Source organism: Sphingomonas canaveralia, assembly GCF_047238125.1.
In the GTDB taxonomy this organism is placed as follows: Bacteria; Pseudomonadota; Alphaproteobacteria; order Sphingomonadales; family Sphingomonadaceae; genus JBDFMH01.
Map to the genome: position 1 here is coordinate 2,375,895 of NZ_JBDFMH010000001.1, position 24,587 is coordinate 2,400,481.

The following is a 24,587-nucleotide window of genomic DNA, read 5'->3' on the forward strand; positions in this document are numbered from 1 at the left end:
GAGAATATGCGAAGCCTGCGCGAACGCTGGATCGCCGTGCGCAACAGGCTGATCGCCGATCCGCGCTTCCAGCGGATCGCGGCGCGGCTGCCGGGCACGCGTACGATCGCCCGCGGCCATGCCGGGCGGCTGTTCGATCTCGTGGCAGGCTTCACCTATTCGCAGATCCTGCTCGCCTTCGTTCAGCTGGAACTGGCGGATTGGCTGGCAGGCGGACCTCAGCCGGCCGCCGCGCTGGCGAATCGCGCAAACCTCTCCCAAGATGCCGCCGATCGCCTGCTGCGCGCCGCCACCGCGCTTGGCCTGGCCGAACGGCTGGCGGACGGGCGCTATGCACTCGGCCTGGCCGGCGCCGCGCTGCGCGGCAATCCCGGCATCGCCGCGATGGTGGCGCACCACCCGATGCTCTACGCCGACCTGGCCGATCCCGTGGCGCTGCTGCGCAACGGCCGCGGCCAGGGAGAACTTGGCCGCTTCTGGAGCTATGCCGGGGCCGCGCCGGGCGGTGACGCCGCCGCCTATTCCGCGCTGATGACGGCATCGCAGGCGCTGGTCGGCAGCCATGTTGTTGAGGCCTATCGATTCGCGCGCCACCGACGGATGCTTGACATCGGCGGGGGCGAGGGCCGGTTCCTGGAAACGGTCGCTGCATCCGCCCCGCAGCTGGCACTCGGCCTGTTCGATCTACCACAGGTGGCAGCGCGGGCTGCGACCCGCCTGGGCGAGCGGATCAGCGTTCATCCCGGCGATTTCTCACAGGATCCGCTGCCGCCCGGCCATGATCTGATCACACTGATCCGCGTGCTGCACGATCATGACGACGCCGTCGCGCAGGCGCTGCTCGTCAAGATCCGCGCCGCGCTGTCGCCGGGCGGGCGGCTGCTGATCGCCGAGCCGATGGCCGAGACCCGCGGTGCCGAGGCCGCCGGCGACGGCTATTTCGGCCTGTACCTCTGGGCGATGGGCAGCGGCCGACCTCGTTCAGCAAACGAGCTTCGCGCGATGCTGGCGCAGGCAGGCTTCGCGACGGTTCGTGAAATTGACACGCCCATTCCACTTACCGTGCGCATCCTTGTCGCGACGGCCTGACGCCAAGTTGTAAAAGCAAATTGACACTCGTTGCAGTGCTGTTACCTTGACAATGCGATGACGGTGACCGGTATCGGCCGGCCCCGCACGCGGGAAGGGATGGCCATGGACGCACTTGCGGTCCTGCTGGAAGCGCCGGAAAGGCTGTCTCTCCGCCCGCTCGCCATGAACGCACCCGGCCCTGCCGACATTCTCGTCGATATCCGCTGGTCCGGTGTCTCCTCCGGCACCGAAAAACTGCTCTGGTCGGGCCGGATGCCGAACTTTCCGGGCATGGGTTATCCACTGGTGCCCGGCTACGAATTGGTCGGCCGCGTCATCGATGCCGGGGCGGATGCCCGCGCGCTGATCGGGCAATGGGTGTTCGTGCCGGGTGCGAACTGCTGGCGCGATGCGCGCGGCCTGTTCGGCGGCACGGCCGCACGGCTCGTCCTGCCCGCCGCCCGCGCGATCCCGATCGATGAAGCGCTCGGCGCCGATGCGGTGCTGATGGCGCTGGCCGCCACCGCACACCATGCCATCGCCGGCGGGGCCGCGCCCGAACTGATCGTCGGCCATGGTATCCTCGGCCGACTGCTCGCCCGGCTCGTCGTCGCGGCGGGCGCGCCTGCCCCCACCGTTTGGGAGTCCCGTGCCGAACGGCGGGCAGGCGCAACCGACTATGCGGTGATCGATCCTGCCGACGACGCGAGGGCCGACTATCGCACCGTCTGCGATGCCAGTGGCGATGGCGCGATCCTCGACAGGCTGATCCCCCACCTGGCCCGCGGCGGCGAAGTGGTGCTGGCCGGCTTCTACGACCGGCTGGGCTTCGCCTTCGCGCCCGCCTTCATGCGCGAGGCGCGGATCCGCATCGCCGCCGAATTCACGCCCGACGATCTGGCCGCCACCCGCGCGCTGATCGGTGCGGGGGCGCTCAGCCTGGCCGGCCTGATCAGCCACTGCCGCCCGGCGGCCGAGGCGGCAGACGCCTATCCGGCAGCCTTCGGCGATCCGGATTGCCTGAAGATGGTGCTCGACTGGGAGGGATGCGCATGACGTTCGACGAGACGCTGCGCGACGAAGCCGCCCACGAGCCCGATCCCGTGCCCACCGGGCCGGTGACGAAGGAAACGCAGATCATCGCGATCTACGGCAAGGGCGGCTCGGGCAAGTCGTTCGCGCTTTCCAACCTCAGCTACATGATGGCGCAGCAGGGCAAGCGCGTGCTGCTGATCGGCTGCGATCCTAAGTCCGACACCACCAGCCTGCTGTTCGGCGGCAAGAGCTGCCCGACCATCATCGAGACGTCTGCCCGGCTGAAGCTGGCCGGGGCGGAGGTGCGGATCGAGGATGTCTGCTTCCAGCGCGACGGCGTGTTCGCGATGGAACTGGGCGGGCCGGAAGTCGGCCGCGGCTGCGGCGGGCGCGGCATCATCCACGGCTTCGAACTGCTCGAGAAACTGGGCTTCCACGAATGGGGCTTCGATTATGTCCTGCTCGATTTCCTGGGCGATGTCGTCTGCGGCGGCTTCGGCCTGCCGATCGCGCGCGACATGTGCCAGAAGGTGATCGTCGTCGGATCGAACGATCTCCAGTCGCTCTACGTGGCGAACAACGTCTGCAAGGCGGTCGAATATTTCCGCAAGATGGGCGGCAATGTCGGCGTGGCCGGCATGATCGTGAACAAGGATGACGGCACCGGCGAAGCGCATGCCTTCGCGAAGGCGGTCGGCATCCCCACGCTGTGCGCGATCCCCGCCAACGAGGATATCCGCCGCAAATCCGCCAATTACCAGATCATCGGCACCCCCGGCGGCGAATGGGCATCCCTGTTCGAGGAACTGGCGATCAACGTGGCGGAAGCGCCCCCGGTGCGCCCGGTGCCGCTGGATCAGGATGGGCTGCTCGGTTTGTTCAGCCCCGAAGAGACGGGCGGCAACGTGACGCTGGTGCCCGCCACCCAGGCCGACATGCGCGGCGGGTCGTTCGCGCCGAAGCCATCGCTCGAAGTGATCTACGATGCGGCCTGAAGGGCCTCCCAATCCTCCCCGGCACGGGGAGGGGAACCGGCCGCAGGCCGGTGGAGGGGGCCTTCGCCGGATCGATACGCTCGATATCGGTCTGCCCGCACCTACCACCGCAGGCGCCTGTTCCTCCGCCGATACGCTGCGCGCGGCGGCGGTGCAGGCGGGCAAGGGCGACGTGCTGGCGCGCTATGCCACCGATTATCCGCAAGGTCCGCACGATCAGCCGCAATCGATGTGCCCGGCGTTCGGATCGCTGCGCGTCGGCCTGCGGATGCGCCGCACCGCCACCATCCTCTCGGGCTCGGCCTGCTGCGTCTACGGGCTCACCTTCACCTCGCATTTCTACGGCGCGCGCCGCTCGGTCGGCTATGTGCCGTTCAGTTCGGAGACCCTCGTCACCGGCAAGCTGTTCGAGGATATCCGCGATGCGGTCCACGAACTCGCCGATCCCGCGCTGCACGATGCCATCATCGTCACCAACCTTTGCGTGCCGACCGCGAGCGGCGTGCCGCTGCAACTGCTGCCCGACCAGATCGATGGCGTCCGCATCGTCGGCATCGACGTGCCCGGGTTCGGCATCCCGACCCATGCCGAGGCCAAGGATGTGCTGGCCGGCGCGATGCTCTCCTACGCGCGGCGCGAAGTGGCCCAGGGCCCCGTCGCCGCGCCCCGCGAACGATCGGACCGGCCGACCGTGACTCTCCTTGGTGAGATGTTCCCGGCTGACCCGGTGGGCATCGGGCTCATGCTCGAACCACTCGGCCTCGCGGCCGGCCCGGTCGTCCCCACGCGCGAATGGCGCGAGCTCTACCAGGCGCTCGATTGCGCCGCGGTGGCGGCGATCCACCCCTTCTACACCGCCAGCGTGCGCGAGTTCGAGGCGGCGGGCCGCACCGTGGTCGGCTCGGCCCCGGTCGGGGTCGACGGCACCGCCGCCTGGCTCGACGCGATCGGCGCCGCCTGCGGCATCGCTCAAGCTCGCGTAGACGGCGCCAAGAACCGTTTCCTGCCCGCGATCCGCGGCGCGCTGGCCGCCAGGCCGATTAGCGGGCGGATCACCGTCTCGGGCTATGAGGGGTCCGAACTGCTGGTCGCCCGCCTGCTGGTCGAAAGCGGGGCGGAGGTGCCCTATGTCGGCACCGCCTGCCCGCGCACCATCTGGTCCGATCCCGATCGCGACTGGCTTGAGGCACGCGGCACCCGCGTCCAATATCGCGCCAGCCTCGAACAGGATCTGGCGGCCGTCGCCGAATATCGCCCCGATCTGGCGATCGGCACCACGCCGGTGGTGCAGGCGGCCAAGCAGGCTGCGATCCCGGCGCTCTATTTCACCAACCTGATTTCGGCCCGCCCGCTGATGGGGCCCGCCGGCGCGGGCAGCCTCGCCACCGTCGTCAACGCCGCACTCGGCAATCAGGCGCGGTTCGACCGGATGAGCGCCTTCTTCGCAGGCGTCGGCGAAGGGCCGACCGCGGGCATCTGGCAGGATACGCCCGTCGACCGCCCCGATTTCAAGGCCAAGTTCGCCGCCCGCCGCATCGCCGCCGCCAAGGCGGAAGAAAGCGTCGGCACATGACGCTGATCATCGATCATGATCGCGCGGGCGGATACTGGGGCGCGGTCTATGCCTTCACCGCGATCAAGGGGCTGCAGGTCATCATCGATGGCCCGGTCGGCTGCGAGAATCTGCCCGTCACCTCGGTGCTGCACTATACCGATGGCCTGCCCCCGCACGAGTTGCCGATCGTCGTCACCGGCCTCGGCGAACAGGAACTGGGCCGCGACGGCACCGAAGGCGCGATGAAGCGCGCTTGGGCGACGCTCGATCCCGATCTGCCGTCGGTGGTCGTCACCGGATCGATCGCGGAGATGATCGGCGGCGGCGTGACGCCCGAGGGCACCAGCATCCAGCGCTTCCTGCCGCGCACGATCGACGAGGATCAGTGGCAGTCGGCCGATCGCGCACTGACATGGCTGTGGAGCCAGTTCGGCCCGAAGAAGGTGCCCGCGCCCCGCCGGCTGAAGGACGGCGATCGCCCGCGCGTCAACATCATCGGCCCGATGTACGGCACCTTCAACATGGCCAGCGATCTGGCGGAGATCCGCCGGCTGGTCGAAGGCATCGGCTGTGAGGTCGGCGTCACTTTCCCGCTCGGCTGCCATCTCGCCGAGATCCGCAAGCTGGCCGATGCCAGCGTCAACATCTGTCTGTATCGCGAATTCGGCCGCAACCTGTGCGAACAGCTGGAGCGGCCCTATCTGCAGGCTCCGATCGGGATCGAGCAGACGACGCGCTTCCTGCGTGCGCTGGGCGAACTGACCGGGCTCGATCCCGAACCGTTCATCGAACGCGAAAAGCACACCACGCTGAAGCCGCTGTGGGATCTGTGGCGCTCGGTGACGCAGGATTTCTTCGCCACCGCCAGCTTCGGCATCGTCGCCACCGAAACCTATGCGCGCGGCATCCGCGCCTTCCTGGCAGACGATCTCGGGCTGCCCTGCACTTTCGCGTTCAACCGCTCCGCCGGCATCAAGCCGGACAACCAGGCCGTGCGCGCCGCGATTCGAGAGACGCCGCCGCTGCTGCTGTTCGGCAGCTACAATGAACGGCTCTACATGGCGGAAGCCGGCGGGCGCGGCATCTACATCCCCGCCTCCTTCCCCGGCGCCGCGATCCGGCGGCACACCGGCACCCCCTTCATGGGCTATTCGGGCGCCAGCTATCTGGTGCAGGAAGTCGTGAACGCGCTGTTCGATGCGCTGTTCAACATCATCCCGCTGTCCACCCAGCTCGACGCCGTCGACGCCACACCCGCGCGCGGCACGGCGGAGCTTCGCTGGGAGCCCGCCGCCAAGGCGCAGCTCGACGCCATCGTCGAACGCGAGCCGGTGTTGGTGCGCATCTCGGCCGCCAAGCGCATTCGCGATGCCGCCGAGCGCGCGGCGCGCGGCGCGGGCGATAGCGTCGTCACCTCCGATCGGGTCGCGGCTGCCGCGACCCTGGCGCACGCGGCATGAGCGCGCGCGCACCCCCATCGTCCGCCGCGGGCGGACTGCCCCCATTTCCGCGACGACGATGGCGTCGCGGGGATGCCGTACGGGAGCGAAGGCCGCTCCTCCCTTTGCCGGGTATTATGGAGACGGAGACATGAACGAACCAAGAGACCGTGACGAGCGGTTCGGGCCAGGCACTTACCTGACGCCCGAGGAAGCCAGGGAATTCCACAAGATCTTCCTGACCAGCTTCATCATCTTCACGATCGTGGCGATCATCGCCCACGTGCTGGCGTGGAACTGGCGGCCCTGGCTGCCCGGCCCCGACGGCTATGCCATGCTTGATCATGGCGCCACCCTGGCACGCGCAAGCGTCGCCGCCCTGCTGGCCTGAGGAGCTTCGCCATGTGGAGAATCTGGCTGATCTTCGATCCGCGTCGCACGCTGATCGCGCTGTTCACCTTCCTGTTCGTGCTGGCGCTGCTGATCCATTTCATCCTGCTCAGCACCGATCGCTTCAACTGGCTGGAAGGCCCGCGCGAAGCCCCGGCATCCACCTCGGCGGCAACGCCGGCGGCGGCAACGCCCTGATCCTGTTTGCTTGATCCGGCGGGCGCGCCGCGATCCATCCGGATCGAAGCCGCCCGCCCCCTTTTTCAAAAGACGAGGAACCACCCGCATCGCGGGCGGCAAGAGGTGTGGCCATGGCCCTGCTGAGCTTCGAGCGCAAATACCGGGTTCGCGGAGGCACGCTGATCGGCGGCGATCTCTTCGATTTCTGGGTCGGCCCCTTCTATGTCGGCTTCTTCGGCGTCACCACCGCGCTATGTGCCGCGCTTGGCACCGCGCTCATCATCTATGCGGCCTCGCTGGGGCCGACCTGGAACATCTGGTTGATCTCGATCGCCCCGCCCGACCTGCGCTACGGCCTGGGCCTCGCCCCCTTGCGGGAAGGCGGCTTCTGGCAGGTCATCACGATCTGCGCGATCGGGGCGTTCTCGTCCTGGGCGCTGCGCGAGGTGGAGATCTGCCGCAAGCTTGGCATCGGCTATCATGTGCCGTTCGCCTTCTCGGTCGCGATCTTCGCCTATGTCTCGCTGGTGGTGATCCGCCCGATGATGCTGGGGGCGTGGGGCTTCGGCTTCCCCTACGGCATCTTCAGCCATCTCGATTGGGTGTCGAACACCGGCTACCAGTATCTCCATTTCCATTACAATCCGGCGCACATGATCGCGGTGTCGTTCTTCTTCACGACGACGCTCGCGCTGGCGCTGCACGGCGGGCTCGTGCTCTCGGCCGTCAACCCGCCGCGCGGCGGCGAGGTGAAGACGCCCGAATATGAGGACGCCTTCTTCCGCGATACGATCGGCTATTCGATCGGCACGCTGGGCATCCACCGGCTGGGCCTGTTCCTGGCGCTCAGCGCCGGCTTCTGGAGCGCAGTCTGCATCATCATCAGCGGCCCCTTCTGGTCGCGCGGCTGGCCCGAATGGTGGACCTGGTGGCTCAACCTGCCGATCTGGTCCTAAAGCGAGGGGTGATACGATGGCACGCTATCAGAACATCTTCACCCAGGTGCAGCTGCGCAGCGCACCCGAACTGGGGCCGCCGCTGCCGCCCGGCAGCCTGCCCCGCATCGGCCGCGGTAGCTACAACTACTGGGCCGGCAAGCTCGGCGCGGCACAGCTCGGGCCGATCTATCTCGGTCGGCTGGGCATCGCATCGCTGATCTGCGGCTTCCTGGCGTTCGAGATCATCGGGCTCAACATGTGGGCCTCGGTCGGCTGGGATCCGGTGCAGTTCGTGCGCCAGCTGCCCTGGCTCGCGCTTGAGACGCCGGGGCCGGAATGGGGCTTCACGCTGTTCGTGCCGCTGGCCGAAGGTGGCTGGTGGCAGATGGCGGGCTTCTTCATGACGGCATCGGTGCTGCTGTGGCTGGCGCGCACCTTCGCCCGCGCCCACGCGCTGGGCATGGGGATGCACATCCCCTGGGCGTTCGCCAGCGCGATCTGGCTGATGCTGGTGATCGGCTTCATCCGGCCACTGCTGATGGGCAGCTGGGCGGAAAGCGTGCCGTTCGGCCTTTTCCCCCACCTGGATTGGACCGCGGCCTTCTCGATCCGCTACGGCAATCTCTTCTACAACCCGTTCCACTGCCTCTCGATCGCGTTCCTGTACGGATCGACCCTGCTGTTCGCGATGCACGGCGCCACCATCCTGGCGGTCGGCCGCTACGGCGGCGAACGCGAGATCGAACAGATCACCGATCGCGGCACCGCATCGGAACGCGCGGCGCTGTTCTGGCGCTGGACGATGGGCTTCAACGCCACGATGGAATCGATCCATCGCTGGGCATGGTGGTTCGCGGTGCTGACCACGCTGACCGGGGGCATCGGCATCCTGCTGACGGGCACCGTGGTCGACAACTGGTATCTCTGGGCGGTCCAGCATCATTATGCGCCGGATTATCCCGCCAGCGGGGTCGTCGATCCCGCCACCATCACGGGAGGGGTCCGGTGAGCGCCATGATCGATGCCGCGCGGCTCGCGCTCGTCGCCGCCGCTGCCCTGCCGCTGGCCGCGTGCGAGCTCGGGCCCAAGGATTATCAGCAGACGGGCTATCGCGGCGCCGGCCTCCAGCAGATCGTCGACCGCAACCATGTCAGGAAGGCCGCGGCGATCCCCGCCAACGCCTATGAAACGCCGCCCGATACCGGCCCGCGCGCTTCCGAAGTCTATCAGAACGTGCAGGTGCTGGGCGGCGTCAGTGCCGAACAGTTCAACCATCTGATGGCGCAGATGAACGTCTGGGTCGCGCCGCCGGCCGAAGGCTGCAACTATTGCCACAACCCAGAGAACATGGCGTCGGACGAGAAATACACCAAGGTCGTCGCACGCCGCATGGTGCAGATGACGCGCACGTTGAACGGGCAATGGTCCAGCCATGTCCGCAACACCGGCGTCACCTGCTGGACATGCCACCGCGGCAATGCCGTGCCCGAATATAAGTGGGCCGAGGGCGATCTGCCGTCACGGTCGATCTGGCGCAACAAGCATGGCCAGAACAGCCCGGATGCCAATGTCGGCTATGCCTCGCTCCCCTATGATCCGTTCGATCATTATCTGCGCGGCCCGGCCGAGATCCGCGTCGCGGCCAGCAGCAGCTATCCCAAGCCTGATCACGTCGTGTCGATCAAGGATGCCGAAGGCTCCTATGGGCTGATGATGCATGTCTCGCAGTCGCTGGGCGTGAACTGCACCTATTGCCACAATTCGCAGTCGTTCCGCTCCTGGTCGCTCAGCCGGGCACAGCGCGGCACCGCCTATTACGGCATCCGCATGGTGCGCGACATCAACGCCCAGTACATCACGCCGCTGGCGCCGGTATTCCCCGCCAATCGCAAGGGCATCAACGGCGATCCCTACAAGGTGAACTGCATGACCTGCCACCAAGGGCTGTCGAAGCCGCTGGGCGGGGTCAGCATGCTGGCCGACAATCCCACGCTGCGCGCCGCCCGCCCGGTGATGGCGGCGACCCCGCCGGCGCCGGTCAGGGCCTTCCGCCAGCCGGCGGCGATCACCGACAACCAGTGATCCGAACCGCATCGCCGCGCACTCCCGCGGCGATGCGGTCGCCCGAATGACCGACCAGACCGAACCTGCGGCCGTCGATCCGCTCGGCCTCGTCGCGCGCAGCCATCCGCTGCGCGCTGCACTGGCCTACGAGATGCACCTGCGGCAGCTGCCGCCCGTCATGCTGCCCAGCCGGCTGCTGCAGGTAGTCACGCTGCTCGGCGAAGGCGCGCATGAAAGCCGTGCCCATGTCGCCGCGCTCCACGCCGGCCGCGGACTGTCGCTGCCGGACAGTTCCAAACATGCGATGCTTCCGATCGACGGGTTCGATCTGGTCTGGGAACGCCATACCGAATTTGCCAGCTACACGCTGCTCCTGCCCGGCCCGTTCGACGATCCGTTCGATCCGGCCGCCTTCGCCCCGGTCCACCCCCTGCTGGATGGCATCCCCGGCCAGATCATCCGTGCCACGCTGGTCGCGCTGCTGCCCCGCGGCATGCCCGCCGATCCCGATCTGATCGCGGCCAGCTTCAAGCCGCTCGGGCTGGTGTCGTGCGACGTTGCGGCCGGCAAGGCGCGGATCTGGTCCGATTTCCAGCTCAACGCCGATGGCCTCGGCCGGCTGCTGATCGCCGATCAGGGGCTCGAGGGCGACGAGCCCGGTCAGCTGGTGCAGCGCATCCAGGAACTAGGGAACTACCGCAACATGGCGTTGCTGGGCCTGCCGCTGGCGCAGACGCTGACGCCGGATGTCTCGCGGCTCGAACAGCGGCTGGCCGCGCTCACCCAGCAGGTTGCCGAACCCGCATCCGACGATGATTCGCTGCTCGACGAGCTGACCTTCCTGACCGCCGAACTCGCCCGCCTGCTGGCCAGCACGCGCTATCGCATGGCCGCGACCCGCGCCTATGCCCAGCTCAGCGCCGAACGGCTGGAGAGCCTGGCGATCGTGCCGCTGCCGGGCTGGCAGACCTTGGCCGATTTCACCGATCGGCGGCTGATGCCCGCGGTGCGCACCTGCGAAAGCTTTTCCCGCCGGCTGGAGGATCTGTCGCAGCGCGCGGCATGGACCAGCTCGCTGCTGCGCACCCGCATCGATACCGCGCTCGCCCGCCAGAATCGCGATCTGCTGGCGTCGGTCGATCGCCGCGCCGATCTCCAGCTGCGCCTGCAGCAGACGGTCGAGGGGCTGTCGGTGGTCGCGATCAGCTACTATCTCGTCGCGCTGCTCGGCTACATGCTCTACGCGGTGCCCGGCGTCTCCCACAAGCTGGCAGTCGCGATCGCCGTGCCGTTCGTGGTGATCGCGGTGGCGCTCATGCTGCGGCCACTCAAACGGCCCCGCAGCTGATCCGCCCGGATCACGCCAGGCCGAACCACCGGGTCCGCAGACACTCTATCCGATACCCTACCCGTCTGTGCCGAGCGCAGTCGAGAAACGCCGCGCACCGTCCGCGGCACGTCCCTCGACTTCGCTCGGGACGAACGGTTGGGGAATCAGGTCGCGACTCCCCGATCGCCAGCCGTCAGGCCGCCATCGCCCGCCGCGCCAGTTCGCACATTGACCAGATCTCGGACAGCGCCGCCACCAGCCGGTCGACATCGTCGCGCGAATGCACCGGCGATGGCGTCAGCCGCAGCCGTTCGGTCCCCACCGGCACGGTCGGATAGTTGATCGGCTGCACATAGATGCCGTGATTGTCCATCAGCCAGTCGCTGATCCGCTTGGCCTTGTGCGCATCGCCCACCATCACCGGGATGATGTGGCTGGGATTGTCCAGCGTCGGGATCCCGATCGCATCCAGCCGGCGGCGGACATAGGCCACGATCTCCTGGTGCGCGGTCCGCTCCGCGCTCGATTGCTTCAGGTGGCGCACGCTCGCCAGCGCGCCGGCGGCCAGCGCCGGCGGCAGCGCGGTGGTGAAGATGAAGCCCGATGCGAAGCTGCGGACATAGTCGCACAGCGCGCTCGATGCCGCGATATAACCGCCCATCACGCCATAGGCCTTGCCCAGCGTGCCTTCGATCACGTCGATCCGGTCCATCAGCCCTTCGCGTTCAGCCACGCCGCCGCCGCGCGGGCCATAGAGGCCGACCGCATGGACCTCGTCGATATAGCTCAGCGCGCCATGCGCCTCGCACACGTCCAGGATCTCGGCGATCGGCGCGATGTCGCCGTCCATCGAATAGACGCTCTCGAACGCGACCAGCTTCGGCCGGGCGGGGTCGATCGCGGCCAGCCGGCGATCGAGGTCCTCGGGCGAATTGTGGCGGAACACCTGCCGCTCGGCGCGGCTGTGGCGGATGCCCTCGATCATCGAGGCATGGTTGCCCGCATCGGACAGGATCACGCAGTTCGGCAGTCGCGCGCCGAGCGTGCCCAGCGCCGCCCAGTTGGAAACATAGCCCGATGTGAACAGCAGCGCGGCATCCTTGCCGTGCAGGTCCGCCAGCTCGCGTTCCAGCTCGACATGCGCGTGGGTGTTGCCAGAAATGTTGCGCGTGCCCCCGGCGCCCGCGCCGCACCGGTCGAGCATCTCGTGCATCGCGCCCACCACCTTGGGGTGCTGGCCCATGCCCAGATAGTCGTTCGAGCACCATACCGTCACCGGCGCGGTCTGCCCGTCGATGAAGCGCTGCGCGTGGGGGAAGGATCCGGCCCTGCGCTCGATCTCGGTGAAGGTCCGATAGCGGCCGTCGCCGTGCAGGATTTCCAGTTCGGACTGGAAAAAGGCCTCATAGTCCATCGTCTCTCCCCCTTCTTTTATTCTGATGCGATGCTGGACCGGGAAGCCCAGCGCCACAAGGCCCCGTCGCGAAACGGGATCATCATGAACAGATGTTCGATCGCGCCCAGCGCGGCGATCGCGAACAGCAGGCTGTTGGCCACGGCCCGCCCGCCTTCCGCCGCCAGCGCGGCCTGGCCGAACCAGATCGCTGCCGCCGCCGCCGCCGCCATCGACAGCGGGAACAGCGGGTTCATCCCCGCCTTGCGAAAATAGCTGCGCAGATAGGCAAGATGCTGCGGCATCAGCTCGTCGGCGAAATTTGGCACGCCCAGGAAGATGTTGAGCTTCGCGCTGATCCGCAGCGCGAACAGCAGCGCGAAGGCCAGCGCAGCGGTGGGGTTGGCATGGCCCCAGCTGATCGCCGCCAGCACGATCAGCGTGGCCGCCAGCGCCAGTTCGTGGTGGATCAGCGTGGCCGCCGCCAGCCGGAACCGATCCCAGCCGCGCGCATCGGGCGGGCAGGCCGCGCGCCGGGGGCCGGTCACGATTCCGGTCAGGAAGCTGATCTCGTGCCAGCCCCAGATTGCCAGCGCCGCGCCCAGCCCCAGATAGGCGGCAGCGGCGCCCTCCGCGCGCACGCTGAGCGCCACCGCCACGATCGCCGCGATCGCCACCAGCCCGGCGGCGCCCAGGCTGCGGCCGAAGGTGCTGGCCGGCCGGCTGTCCAGCCACACCACAAGCCCGGTGGTGCCGAACCACATCGCCACCACGAACAGGAGCGGCAGGCCATGTTCGGCCATCGTCACCGGCGCGTCACCATGCCGGCACCATCCGCACCTTGGCCGGCAGCGCATGTTCGTTGACGGGCAGGCAATAGAGCCGCGCGAACGCCACCCCCGTCGCCGCCATCAGCCCGACGCGCTTGGCGAGGCCGATCACCCCGCCCTGCGCCTTGGCTTCGGCGATGCGGACGGACAATGTGCGGATCCGCTCCAGCCCGGCGCGGAAGCGCGGGCTGTCCGTATCCAGCGTGATCGGGAACACCTGGCGCGTGATTTCGGACGTGATCGCGAACACGCGGTGATCATAATCAGTCGGATCGATGCCCAGCGCCTGGTGGAAGGCCGGCCGCGCATGATCGCGCACATACATGGTGGCATAGACGGCGAGCACGAAGAAGCGGATCCACAGCCGATTGTGCCCGCGCAGCAGCTTGGAATCGGCGTGCATCAACAGCGCGAACGCCTCGCCGTGGCGGAACTCGTCGTTGCACCACAGCTCGAACCACTGGAAGATCGGGTGGAAGCGCAGCTCCGGATGGCGCGCCAGATGCCGGTAGATCGTGATGTAGCGCGCATAGCCGATCTTCTCGCTCAGATAGGTAGCGTAGAAGATGAATTTCGGCCGGAAATGGGTGTAGGTCTTGGTCTTCGTCAGGAAGCCGAGATCGATGCCGATGCCGGCATCCTTCAGCGTATCGTTGATGAAGCCGGCATGGCGGCTCTCGTCGCGGCTCATCAGCCGGAACAGCTGCTTGGCGTCGGGATTCTGCACCCGCTTGGCGATTTCGGCATAGAGGATGCAGCCGGAAAATTCGGCGGTCAGCGACGATACTAGGAAATCGATGAATTCCCCGCGCAACGGTTCGGGCAGCGTCTCGATCACCCCGTCGAAGCGCGCGTCGCGCTTGAAGTGGCGCTTGTTCGGATCGGCCACCATCTCCGCGATCAGCGCATCCCATTCGGCGCGGACCGACGATACGTCGATCTTTTCCAGCTTCGCGAAATCGGTGGTGTAGAAGCGCGGCGACAGCATCGTGGTCTCGCGCGCCATCGCCTGGGTTTCGTCGGCGGTGATCGGGGTGATCGCGTTCATGGCTGGCTCCGCGGCGTGAAACTGACTTCGTAAAGCTCTGTCAGTGCAAAATGGCCGGCCAGCCGCGTCCAGACGCGGGCCAGCGGGCCGGCGCGCTCGATGGTCGCGGTGCGCTTCAGCGTTGCCTGCTCGCCGAACGCCACCCGGATCGGATCGCCATGCACGCGCACCCGATCCCCCGGGCGGATCGCGATATCGCCATCCAGCTCGACATGCGCGCCCAGGCATTCCCAATCCTGGCGCACCTCGATCCGGCACGGCGTCTCGATCCGGGTGCGCGCGAACAGGCCCATCACGCGGCTCCCTTTGGCAACAACGCCATGAAGGCGGCGCGGTTGGTGGCGCCGAACGCGCCCAGCTCGATCGTGCGGCCGGTCGCCAGATCGTGCAGCGAAAGCTCGCCATCGGCCCATAGCGTCAGCCGGAAGGCGGGCTGCGCATCGAAGCCGTGCATCCGCCGCTCGCGCGCGAGTCCGCGCATCACGCCGCGGATGAAGCCGCTCTCGCTGCCCGCGGCGACCCCGCCCACCGGCCGACCGTCGGCCACGTCCAGGATCCGCACCGATCCGTCTGCCTGATCCAGGAAGCGCAGATCGCGGCTGGCTACGGGCGCGACCCGGGTCTCGGCGCGCAGCGCGGTCGGCGATGCCGTCAGCGGCTGCCCCGTCAGCCGCGCGGCGGACACCGCCAGCAGCGAGATCACGACCAGCGCCCCCGCCAGCATCAGCGCCCCGCGCGGAGCCATATCGTCGTGCGAATGGCTCATGCCGCCACCTGGATCGGCCGATGCATGATCTTGGGCGCGGGCGCGGCGATCTCGGCGATCTCGGTCCCGCCCAGCGCGCGACAAGCCTCGGCGATCTGTCCGGCAACAGTGGCGGCATCGGGCAGCGCACGCAGCATCGGCTGCGGCACTGCGATCCGGCCCGGGCGCGCGTGCGGCCAGATCACCGCATAGCCGATCCGGTTCATGCCCGTCATCTTCAGCGCGACATCGCCACTGTCGCCGGCCCCGCCGCGCAGGTCGATCGCGGCCACCTTCGCCAGTGGCAGGTTGATGCATTTCGGGATCGCCACGCCGATCCGCAGCACCACGCGCCGATCGGTCAGCGTGTAGATCGTCGCCCGCGCGGTCACCCAGGCCAGCAGGTGCAGCAGCCCGATACCGGCCAGCCCGACGAGCGCTGTTGCGGCAGTGCCAAGCAGCGCGGCTGCCCCCTCGCCCAGCCGCGGCACCGCGGTGACAAAGGCGAACCCGGTCAGCACCGCGAAATAGAACGCCACCTTGCGGGTGTGGAACGCGGTCCTCGCCAGCAGCGCGCGATCGGGCGCGCCCTGCCACAGCATCCGCTCACCCGCGGGCAGCACGCCCGGCAGGCCGGGCACCGGTTCATGCTCATATTCGCTCACAGGAACGGCTCCTGCCGGGCGGGCGTGGCATAGAGATAGCCGCCACCGAAATAGCCCTGGATGCGATCCTCCTCATACAGCGTGATGACGCCGTCACCTGCCACGCTCGGTGCGCCGGCGAACTGGTGCGCGCACAGCGCATCGCACACCACCTGGCGGCGGCCGCGGTGCACCTTCGACATCGTCATCGGCGTCAGCACCGCGCGGCCGCCATCGAGCGACACATGAAGATAGCGCACCAGCCGATCCGCGCGGTCGATCCACAGGTCGCTGATCGTGCCCGCCACGATGCCGTCCGCGCCCAGCACCGGCCAGCCGATCAGATCCGAATCGCCCGCCGCCACGAAGAAATCGGTCGCCGTGCTCAGCGGCACGATCCGCGGATGGCCTTCCATGTCGAGATCGGGGCGGCGGGCGCGCTCCGCGAACGCGGCCGGGCCGATGCCATCGACCAACGGATCGCCGGTCGGCACCAGCGGCGCACCGGGGAAGCGTTCGAACTTGCGCGCCGCCAGGTCGAACCGGTCACGGCCGCCGGTCGGCGTTGTCACCGTGCCATGGCCGAACGGCAGCCGGAACGTCTTGGGGGTCGCGGTGGAAAGCGGCCCGCCTTCCGAAAAGACCCGCCCGGTCATGTCGTCTTCCAGCGGATAGCCTTCGCGGCGATCCTCGCGGCGCAGGTAGAAGACGAGCCCGACGAAAAAGAGCACGAAGGCGTAGAACACCAGCAACGCCACATCGAACTCGGTCGTGATCTGGGGATGCATGGCAGATCTCCTAGGTGGGAAAACCGCTGAGGCCGAACCGGGTCGGCGCGTCGCGGGGGCTGACGAGCGGCCCGAGCGCGACCAGCGTCCCGAGCAGCAAGAGGATTTCGAGGCCGTAGACCAGCGCATAGCCGGTGGCGGGCGCGGCCAGCGTCGGGCCGAACGCCTGGTTGATCGCGGAAGCCGACACCGCATCGCGCAGGATCGCGCCGATCGCGATCGCCAGGCCGGTGGCGGTGGCCTGCACCGCACCCCAGCCGCCCAGCGCGAGGCCCGCGCCGCCATCGGCCGCCGCCGCCATCGCCGCGGTCAGCGTGCCGACCGAGAACAGTCCCGCGCCGAAGCCGATACCCGCGGCGCCTGCCGAAAGCAGCGGCGCCTGGCCCAGCGGCCCTGCAAAGATCAGCATCATGAACGCCGCGATCCCGGCGACCGCGCCGAACCCGGCCAGCCGATGCGGCTCGCCGCCCTGGCCCAGCATCCGCGCGGCGATCGCGAAGCCCGCCAGCATGCCCGCCGCCCACAGCGCAGTCAGCAATGTCGTCTGGCCAACCGACAGGTGCAGCACCTGCCCGCCATAGGGTTCCAGCAGAACATCCTGCATCGCGAATGCCGCAGCACCCAGGCCCACCGCCACCATCAGACGCAGCATGCCCGGCCGCGCCACCAGCGCGCGCCACTGCGTGCCGAAATCGGGTGACGACGCGGCCGGCTGCGCCACCACGGCGCGCGGCGCGCGGGCCTCCTGCTTCCACAGCGCGATCAGGTTCAGCACCATCGTCAGCGCAGCCGCACCCTGGATCACCTGGATCAGCCGCATCGGAGAGAAATCGATCAGCAGCCGGCCGATCACCAGCGCGCTGACCAGCATGCCCGCCAGCAGCATCACATAAAGCAGCGCCACCACGCGGGGGCGCACATCCGCCGGGGCGAGGTCCGCCGCCAACGCCAGCCCGGCGGTCTGCGTCACATGCATGCCCGCGCCGACCAGCAGGAACGCCGCCGCCGCGCCGGCCTGCCCCACCCAGGCCGGCCCATTGCCGGTGCCGGACATCACCAGCAGCGCGAACGGCAGGATCGCCAGCCCCCCGAACTGCAGCAGCGTACCGAACCAGATATAGGGCACCCGCTTCCAGCCGAGCAGCGAGCGATGCGTATCGGACTTGTGGCCGATCAGCGCGCGCAGTGGCGCGAACAGCAGCGGCAGCGAGACCATCGCCGCCACGATCGAGGCCGACATGCCCAATTCCAGGATCATCACCCGGTTGAGCGTGCCCGTCAGCAGCACCGCCGCCATACCCACCGACACCTGAAACAGCGACAGCCGCAACAGCCGATCGAGCGGCAGCGCCGCGCTCGCCGCATCGGCGAACGGCAGGAAACGCGTTCCCACCCTCGCCCAGAAGGGGAGCGCGCCGGCCTTCATCCCCGCACCAGCTGGAACGCGTGGCTGGTGTAGAAGCCACCGGAAATGCAGGCGTCGCGCGCGATCGGATGGCTGGGCACTGCTTCGGCCAACCGCCGCCGCAGCGTGCGTTCGGCCACCGGCACGATCGCCGGCGCGCGGTCGCCGCGCGGGAACAGCCGGCCGGCGGCGTGCATCATGCTCAGCAGCGGGGTCTGCGGCGCGACCGTGAAGCAGACCGAGCCTTCGGTGCGCGCCGCGAGCACCGCCAGCGCCGCCACGATATCGGCCGCCGGGTAATGGATCAGCGAATCCATCGCCACGACATGATCGAATTGGCCGAGCGCGGGATCGAGCATGTCGCCCACCCGCCAGTCGATCGACAGGCCGGCCGGCGCGCGCACCCGCGCCACATCCACCAGCCCGCGCGCGACATCGATCGCCACCACCGATGCGCCGCGCCGCGCGGCTTCCACCGCCAGCGCGCCGGTGCCGCAGCCCGCATCCAGCAGCCGCATGCCGGTCATGTCCGCAGGCAGCCAGCCGAGCAGCGTCGCGCGCATCCGGTCCCGCCCCGCGCGCACAGTGGCGCGCACCCGGCTGACGGGCGCATCCGATGTCAGCCGCGCCCAGGTGTCACGCGCGGTGCGGTCGAAATAAGTCTCCAGCCGGCCGCGATAGAGCTGATAGGATGCGCTCTGCATCATTCGAACCCCAGGAATTCGAAGATGTCGCGGTCCTTCATCGGCTCCGCATCCAGCGCCTCGGTGCCCGCCCACAGCTGCGCGGCCAGCCTCTTATATTCGTTGCAGGCGGCATCGACCTCGGGGGTCGATTCCATTTCGAACAGGGTGCATTTTTTCAGCCGCGAACGGCGGATCGCATCCAGATCGGGGAAATGCGCCAGCCGCTTCAGCCCGGTTGCGGCGTTGAAGCGATCGATCTCGTCGGTGGCGGCGGATCGATTGGCGATCACGCCGGCCATCCGCACGTCATAGGTCTTGGACTTCGCCTTGATGGCGGAGACGATCCGGTTCATCGCGAAGATGCTGTCGAAATCGTTGGCGGCCACCACCACCGCGCGCTCGGCATGCTGCAGTGGTGCCGCGAAGCCGCCGCACACCACATCGCCCAGCACGTCGAAGAGCACGACGTCGGTCTCTTCCAGCAGATGATGCTGTTTCAGCAGCTTCACCGTCTGCCCCACGACATAGCCGCCGCAGCCGGTACCCGCCGGCGGTCCGCCAGCCTCCACGCACATCACGCCGTTATAGCCCTCGAACATATAGTCCTCGGGGCGCAGCTCCTCGGCGTGGAATTCGACCGTCTCGAGCACGTCGATCACGGTCGGCATCAGCTTCTTGGTCAGCGTGAAGGTGCTGTCGTGCTTGGGATCGCAGCCGATCTGCAGCACGCGCTTGCCCAGCAGCGAAAAGGCCGCCGACAGGTTGGAGGACGTGGTCGACTTGCCGATCCCGCCCTTGCCATAGACGGCGAACACCTTCGCATTGCCGATGCGGTCGGGCATGTGCATCTGCACCTGCACGCTGCCTTCGCCGTCGCCGCGGCCGGGGGGGTCGAGCAAGGCCATCGTCTCTCCTATTCCGCCGCCACGGCGACACCCTCGAGGCGATCCTCGAGTTCGTCGCTGGCGGCGTGCAGTGCGGCAAGCGTTGCCGCGTCGGGCGTCCAGTAGCTGCGGTCCGATGCCTCGATCAGCCGGTGCGCGACCCGGGCCGAGGCTCGCGGGTTCAGCGTGGCGATCCGGTCGCGCATCGCGGCATCGAGCACATAGGTCTCGCTGATCCGCTGATAGACCCAAGGCGCGACATCTTCCGTGGTGGCGGACCAGCCGAGCGTGGTCGTCACATGGCTTTCGATGTGGCGCACGCCTTCGTAGCCGTGGCTCAGCATCGCTTCGTACCAGACCGGGTTCAGCATCCGGGTGCGCGTTTCGAGCGACACCTGCTCGCCCAGCGTGCGCACTGCGGTCGGCCCCTGCGTCGCATCGACGATGTAGATCGGTGCCGCCCGCCCCGATGCGCGCTTCACCGATCGCGCGATCCCGCCCAGCGCATCGACATATTGGTCGATGTCGGTCACGCCCAGCTCGACCGAGTCGAGATTCTGGAAGGCGAATTCGACGCCCGCCAGCGCGCTTTCCAGCAGCTTGGCCTGCCGTGCGGGCGCGCCCGTGCGGCCATAGGCATAGCCCTTGTGGCGCTCGAACAGCGTCGCCAGCTCGTCGGGATCGGTCCAGGCACCGCTGTCGATCAGCTGGTTCACGTTGGCGCCGTAGGATCCTTCGGCGTTGGAAAAGACGCGCAGCGCCGCCGTCTCCAGATCGCAGCCATGCTGCGTCTGATGCGCCAGGCTGTGCTTGCGCACGAAGTTCATCTCGGCCGGCTCGTCCGCCTCGGTCGCCAGCCACGCCGCCTCGGCCAGCATCCGCGTCTGCAGCGGCAGCAGATCGCGGAAGATGCCCGATAGCGTGACGACCACGTCGATCCGCGGCCGGCCCAGTTCCTGAAGCGGCACGAGTTCCGCCCCCGCCAGCCGGCCATAGCCGTCGAACCGCGGGCGCGCGCCGATCAGCGCCATCGCCTGCGCCAGCTGGCTGCCCTCGCTCTTCAGATTGTCGGTGCCCCACAGCACCATCGCCAGCGATTCGGGGAAGCGCCCGCCATCGGCCAGGTGGCGCGCGATCAGCTCGCCCGCCTGCGCCGCGCCCTGCTGCATCGCGAACCGGCCGGGGATGCGGAAGGGATCGAAGCCATGCAGGTTGCGCCCGGTGGGCAGCACTTGCGGGTTACGGATCAGGTCCCCGCCCGGCGCCGGCGCGACATAGCCGCCGTCCAGCGCGTGGACGAGCGCGCCCAGCTCGTCGTTCACGGCCAGCAGCGCCGAATCGAGATCGGGATGCGCGGCGATCAGCGCGGCCTGCGCCTCGGCCGGCATCGCGCGGCCCAGTACGTGCAGCCCGTGCGGGATCAGCGCGCGTTCCAGCTCGTAGATGCGTTCCGCCAGCAGGTCGAACGGATCGGTCAGGTCGAACGCGGCCGCCGCCTCCGCGACCAGCGGCTCCAGCGCATCGCGGATCGCACCCGCGGGCTCGGCCCGCCAGCGCTCGACCAGCGCCTTCAGCTCGGCCAGCCGCTGCGTCAGCCCGGCATCGGCCAAGGGCGGGGTCAGATAGCTGATCAGCGTCGCGGCCGAGCGGCGCTTGGCCAGCAGTCCTTCGGACGGATTGTTCGCGGCGTAGAGATAATAGTTGGGCAGCGTGCCCAGCAGCCGTTCGGGCCAGCAGTCGCCCGACAGGCCCAATTGCTTGCCCGGCATCCATTCCAGTGCGCCATGCGTGCCGAAATGCAGCACCGCATCCGCCACGAACGTCTCGCGCAGCCAGCGGTAGAAGGCGGCAAAGGCATGGGTCGGCGCGAACCGGCCGTCGAACAGCAGCCGCATCGGATCGCCCTCGATCCCGAAGGCGGGCTGGATGCCGACGAAGATATTGCCGAACCGTTCGCCCAGCACATGAATTGACTGGCCATCGGCCTGCTTGCGGCCCGGCGCCGGGCCCCACTGCGCCTCGATCTCGGCCAGGTGCGGCTCGGCGCGGACATGATCGTCCGCCATCACGCGCGCATGCACGTTGGCATCCGCGCCATACCGCTGGGCATTGCCCTCCAGCACAGCGCGGCGCAGCGCATCCGCGTCCGCCGGCACGTCGACCGTATAGCCCTCGCCCGCCAGCCGCACGAGCGTGGCGTGCAGCGATTCCCACACCGCCAGATGAGCCGCGGTGCCGGTCGCGCCGCTGTTGGGCGGAAAGTTGAACAGCACGATCCCCAGCCGGCGCTCAGCGCGGGCACTCTGGCGCAGCGCGATCAGTGCGGCCACCTTGCCCGCCAGCGCCTCCGCCCGTTCCGGGCAGGACCGCATCTCGCGCACCAGCCCGCTCGACGGGAAGGTGCAGGCCCGGCCGCAACCGGTGCAGGGCGCGCCCGAGGCATCGGATCGTCCGCCGAACACGGTCGGCGCGATCGCCCCGTCCAGCTCGGGGATCGCGACCATCATCGTCGCTTCCAGCGGCAGCAGGCCCTGACGGCTGGCACCCCATTGCTGCAGCGTCTGGAATTCGATCGGGTGCGCCGCGATGTACGGCACGTCGAGCGCGGCCAGCGTGCCCGCCGCCGCCTCGGCATCGTTATAGGCCGGCCCGCCGACCAGCGAGAAACCGGTCAAGGACAGCACTGCATCCACTGCCACCTGCCCGTCGCGGTGAAAGAAGCGCTCGATCGCGGGCCGCGAATCCAGCCCGCTGGCAAAAGCCGGGATCACGCGCAGCCCGCGCTGTTCCAGCGCCGCAATCACCCCGTCATAATGGGCGCGGTCGTTGCCCAGCAGATAGGATCGCAGCATCAGCACGCCGACGGTGCCGCGCGTGCCGACCGTGGCGGGCAGCGCCTCCACGCTCTCGGCCATGATGCCGGGCATGCGCGGATGATAGACGCCGACATCGGGATAGTCGCGCGGCGGCGCCGCCGGGCTCGCCCCGCGCAAGGGCCGGCGGTCGCCATCGGCATAGCGATCGACCAGCGCGCGCACCATCGAGACAACATTGTCGTCGCTGCCCGCCAGCCAATATTGCAGGGTCAGGAAATAGGCTCGCACATCCTGCGCGGTGCCCGGGATGAAGCGCAGGATCTTCGGCAGCCGGCGCAGCATCCGCATCTGCTTCGCGCCCGACGAAGCCGATGCGCCGGCCTTGCCGCTCGATCCGCGCAGCCGCTTCAGCAGCGCCAGCGGCCCCGTCGCAGGCGCATCCATCCGGTATCCGCCCAGCCGCGTCAGCCGCGTCACTTCCGCGCCGGACATCAGCCCCAGCATCGCATCGCACTGCTCGCGCCGCGCGGTCAGCGCGGGCAGGATCGCGCGGATATGATCGTCCAGGAACAGCATCGTGGCGATGATGATGTCGGCACGCGCGATATCGGCGCGGGCGCGGTCGATCGCCTGCGGATCACGCTCCCAGTCGGCCGCCGCGTGGAACCCGATCGTGATGCCCGATCCGTCCGCCGCCAGCCGCGCGCCCGCCCGCTCGACCGCGCCGGCCAGATGATTGTCGAGCGTGACGATCACCACCCGCACGCCGATCGGCCCTGCGCCGCCGGTGGGGTCGGGGGCGGCCTCAACGCGCATGATGCGCCTTCGCATCGTACAGCGTGTCGATCCCGATCGGCGCGATCGACCGTTCGGCGGCGTAGCGCTCGGTATTGCGGCGCGCCTTGCCGCGCACGAAGAACGGGATCTTCAGCAGCTCGCGCTCGGCCTCCGGGGTCCAGCTTCCGGCCTCGGCGGTGATCGCCACTTCGGTCGCGGGCTCCGGTTGCAGAACCGCCGCCGCTGCCGGCGCATGGCCGAGATGGCTGGCGCCCGCGCCGTCGGAGAATTCGAAATCGTCGCGGAACATCGTCAGCAGATGTTCCTCCAGCCCCATCACCAGCGGGTGCACCCAGGTATCGAAAAGCACGTTCGCGCCTTCGAACCCCATCTGCGGGGAATAGCGCGCCGGGAAATCCTGGACGTGGACGGGGGCCGAGATCACCGCGCACGGAATGCGCAGCCGCTTGGCGATGTGGCGCTCCATCTGCGTGCCCAGCACCAGTTCGGGGCTGAGCGCGACGATCGCATCTTCCACCGCCAGATAATCGTCGGTGATCAGCGGCTCGACATTGTAGAGCTTGGCCGCCTCGCGCAGGTCGCGCGCGAATTCGCGGTTGTAGCAGCCGAGCCCGACGACCTCGAAACCCAGCTCGTCGCGCGCCACCCGTGCCGCAGCGATGGCATGTGTCGCATCGCCGAAGATGAAGACGCGCTTGGCGGTCAGATAGGTCGAATCGACCGACCGGCTCCACCACGGCAGATGCGACGTATCCAGCGCGGCCGCGGCATCCACCCCCGCCAGCGCCGCCATCTCGGCAATGAAATCGCGGGTCGCGCCATGGCCGATCGGCACGGTCCGCACTGTCTTCTGCCCGAACGTCCGCTCCAGCCAGCGGCAGGCGGTATCGGCGATCTCGGGATAGAGGCAGATGTTGAAATCGGCCTCGCCCAGCCGGCGCAGATCGTCCGGCCCGGCCCCCAGCGGCGCCGTCACGTTCACGTCGATCCCCAGCGTGGCCAGCAGCCGGCCGATCTCGATCACGTCGTCGCGGTGGCGGAAGCCGAGCGCGGTCGGACCGAGGATGTTGGCGAGCGGGCGGCGGCCTTCGCGGTCCGCCGGCGTCCGCGCGGGATCGGCCAGCGTGCGGACCAACTGGTAGAAGGTCTCGGCCGCGCCCCAATTCTCCTTGCGCTGGTAGCTCGGCAGTTCGAGCGCCACGACCGGCACCGGCAGCTTCAGCGCCGAGGTCAGCCCGTGCGGATCGTCCTGGATCAGCTCGGCCGTGCACGACGATCCGACCAGCATCGCCTGCGGCTGGAACCGGTCATAGGCATCGCGCGCCGCGGCCTGGAACAGTGCGGCGGTGTCCTTGCCCAGGTCGCGCGCCTGGAACGTGGTGTAGGTTACGGGCGGGCGCTTGCCGCGCCGCTCTATCATCGTGAACAGCAGGTCGGCATAGGTATCGCCCTGCGGCGCGTGCAGCACATAATGCACGCCGGTCATCGCGGTCGCGATCCGCATCGCCCCGACATGGGGCGGTCCTTCATAGGTCCAGACGGTCAGCTGCATC

At 68.5% G+C, this 24,587-nt stretch carries 23 protein-coding genes; 11 read left to right on the forward strand and 12 right to left on the reverse strand.

Going from position 1 to position 24,587, the window contains the following annotated elements; all coding sequences use genetic code 11:
- Positions 1–6: 6 nt before the first annotated feature.
- From ABC347_RS11885 to ABC347_RS11935, 11 genes are all read left to right on the forward strand, one after another.
- Positions 7–1,089 carry a methyltransferase gene (locus ABC347_RS11885; RefSeq protein ID WP_413245937.1) on the forward strand — a complete coding sequence of 361 codons (1,083 nt, stop codon included), beginning with the start codon at positions 7–9 and terminating at the stop codon, positions 1,087–1,089.
- Between the two features lie 105 nt (positions 1,090–1,194).
- Positions 1,195–2,127 carry a chlorophyll synthesis pathway protein BchC gene (gene bchC / locus ABC347_RS11890; RefSeq protein WP_413245938.1) on the forward strand — a complete coding sequence of 311 codons (933 nt, stop codon included), beginning with the start codon at positions 1,195–1,197 and terminating at the stop codon, positions 2,125–2,127.
- Positions 2,124–3,101 carry a chlorophyllide a reductase iron protein subunit X gene (locus ABC347_RS11895; protein WP_413245939.1) on the forward strand — a complete coding sequence of 326 codons (978 nt, stop codon included), beginning with the start codon at positions 2,124–2,126 and terminating at the stop codon, positions 3,099–3,101. Before bchC ends, ABC347_RS11895 begins: the two co-directional genes overlap by 4 nt.
- Positions 3,091–4,674 (forward strand): chlorophyllide a reductase subunit Y, encoded by a 1,584-nt coding sequence (gene bchY, locus ABC347_RS11900; protein WP_413245940.1) that lies wholly within the window; start codon positions 3,091–3,093, stop codon positions 4,672–4,674. Before ABC347_RS11895 ends, bchY begins: the two co-directional genes overlap by 11 nt.
- Entirely contained in the window at positions 4,671–6,116 is a 1,446-nt protein-coding gene (gene bchZ / locus ABC347_RS11905; RefSeq protein ID WP_413245941.1) for a chlorophyllide a reductase subunit Z, read from the forward strand. Before bchY ends, bchZ begins: the two co-directional genes overlap by 4 nt.
- A 130-nt stretch (positions 6,117–6,246) precedes the next feature.
- A complete protein-coding gene (pufB, locus tag ABC347_RS11910; RefSeq protein ID WP_413245942.1) occupies positions 6,247–6,486 on the forward strand; it encodes a light-harvesting antenna LH1, beta subunit in 240 nt (79 codons plus the stop codon).
- Positions 6,487–6,497: 11 nt separating this feature from the next.
- Positions 6,498–6,683 (forward strand): light-harvesting antenna LH1, alpha subunit, encoded by a 186-nt coding sequence (gene pufA, locus ABC347_RS11915; protein WP_413245943.1) that lies wholly within the window; start codon positions 6,498–6,500, stop codon positions 6,681–6,683.
- Between the two features lie 113 nt (positions 6,684–6,796).
- Entirely contained in the window at positions 6,797–7,621 is an 825-nt protein-coding gene (gene pufL / locus ABC347_RS11920) for a photosynthetic reaction center subunit L (protein WP_413245944.1), read from the forward strand.
- A 16-nt stretch (positions 7,622–7,637) separates the two neighbouring features.
- The gene (gene pufM, locus ABC347_RS11925; RefSeq protein WP_413245945.1) at positions 7,638–8,612 is read left to right on the forward strand and encodes a photosynthetic reaction center subunit M; all 975 of its coding nucleotides are present in this window, start codon (positions 7,638–7,640) and stop codon (positions 8,610–8,612) included.
- Between the two features lie 5 nt (positions 8,613–8,617).
- Complete coding sequence (pufC, locus tag ABC347_RS11930; RefSeq protein ID WP_413247047.1) at positions 8,618–9,685, forward strand: photosynthetic reaction center cytochrome PufC; 1,068 nt, start codon at positions 8,618–8,620, stop codon at positions 9,683–9,685.
- Between the two features lie 46 nt (positions 9,686–9,731).
- Positions 9,732–11,015, forward strand: coding sequence for a DUF3422 family protein (locus ABC347_RS11935; RefSeq protein ID WP_413245946.1), 1,284 nt, complete (start codon positions 9,732–9,734; stop codon positions 11,013–11,015).
- 175 nt (positions 11,016–11,190) lie between these two features.
- On the opposite strand, the gene hemA is transcribed toward ABC347_RS11935, so the two are convergent.
- Genes hemA through bchB form a run of 12 tightly spaced genes read right to left on the reverse strand, consistent with a single transcriptional unit; the run spans position 11,191 to position 24,586 of the window.
- A complete protein-coding gene (gene hemA, locus ABC347_RS11940; protein ID WP_413245947.1) occupies positions 11,191–12,411 on the reverse strand; it encodes a 5-aminolevulinate synthase in 1,221 nt (406 codons plus the stop codon).
- Between the two features lie 17 nt (positions 12,412–12,428).
- Positions 12,429–13,193 carry a putative photosynthetic complex assembly protein PuhE gene (gene puhE / locus ABC347_RS11945; RefSeq protein WP_413247048.1) on the reverse strand — a complete coding sequence of 255 codons (765 nt, stop codon included), beginning with the start codon at positions 13,191–13,193 and terminating at the stop codon, positions 12,429–12,431.
- Between the two features lie 13 nt (positions 13,194–13,206).
- Positions 13,207–14,268 (reverse strand): magnesium-protoporphyrin IX monomethyl ester (oxidative) cyclase, encoded by a 1,062-nt coding sequence (acsF, locus tag ABC347_RS11950; RefSeq protein ID WP_413245948.1) that lies wholly within the window; start codon positions 14,266–14,268, stop codon positions 13,207–13,209.
- Positions 14,265–14,561, reverse strand: a complete 297-nt coding sequence (locus tag ABC347_RS11955) for a hypothetical protein (RefSeq protein WP_413245949.1) — start codon at positions 14,559–14,561, stop codon at positions 14,265–14,267. The genes acsF and ABC347_RS11955 overlap by 4 nt, the downstream gene beginning before the upstream one ends.
- On the reverse strand, positions 14,561–15,034 hold the full coding sequence (gene puhC / locus ABC347_RS11960; protein WP_413245950.1) for a photosynthetic complex assembly protein PuhC: 474 nt from the start codon (positions 15,032–15,034) through the stop codon (positions 14,561–14,563). The genes ABC347_RS11955 and puhC overlap by 1 nt, the downstream gene beginning before the upstream one ends.
- Positions 15,031–15,678, reverse strand: a complete 648-nt coding sequence (gene puhB / locus ABC347_RS11965; RefSeq protein WP_413245951.1) for a photosynthetic complex putative assembly protein PuhB — start codon at positions 15,676–15,678, stop codon at positions 15,031–15,033. Before puhB ends, puhC begins: the two co-directional genes overlap by 4 nt.
- Positions 15,675–16,445, reverse strand: coding sequence for a photosynthetic reaction center subunit H (gene puhA / locus ABC347_RS11970; protein ID WP_413245952.1), 771 nt, complete (start codon positions 16,443–16,445; stop codon positions 15,675–15,677). Before puhA ends, puhB begins: the two co-directional genes overlap by 4 nt.
- Positions 16,446–16,455: 10 nt before the next feature.
- Positions 16,456–17,871, reverse strand: coding sequence for a BCD family MFS transporter (locus ABC347_RS11975; RefSeq protein ID WP_413245953.1), 1,416 nt, complete (start codon positions 17,869–17,871; stop codon positions 16,456–16,458).
- Positions 17,868–18,554 carry a magnesium protoporphyrin IX methyltransferase gene (gene bchM, locus ABC347_RS11980; protein WP_413245954.1) on the reverse strand — a complete coding sequence of 229 codons (687 nt, stop codon included), beginning with the start codon at positions 18,552–18,554 and terminating at the stop codon, positions 17,868–17,870. The genes ABC347_RS11975 and bchM overlap by 4 nt, the downstream gene beginning before the upstream one ends.
- Entirely contained in the window at positions 18,554–19,441 is an 888-nt protein-coding gene (gene bchL / locus ABC347_RS11985; RefSeq protein WP_413245955.1) for a ferredoxin:protochlorophyllide reductase (ATP-dependent) iron-sulfur ATP-binding protein, read from the reverse strand. Before bchL ends, bchM begins: the two co-directional genes overlap by 1 nt.
- Positions 19,442–19,449: 8 nt before the next feature.
- Entirely contained in the window at positions 19,450–23,052 is a 3,603-nt protein-coding gene (locus tag ABC347_RS11990) for a magnesium chelatase subunit H (protein ID WP_413245956.1), read from the reverse strand.
- Positions 23,042–24,586, reverse strand: a complete 1,545-nt coding sequence (gene bchB, locus ABC347_RS11995; RefSeq protein ID WP_413245957.1) for a ferredoxin:protochlorophyllide reductase (ATP-dependent) subunit B — start codon at positions 24,584–24,586, stop codon at positions 23,042–23,044. Before bchB ends, ABC347_RS11990 begins: the two co-directional genes overlap by 11 nt.
- Position 24,587: the final 1 nt, after the last annotated feature.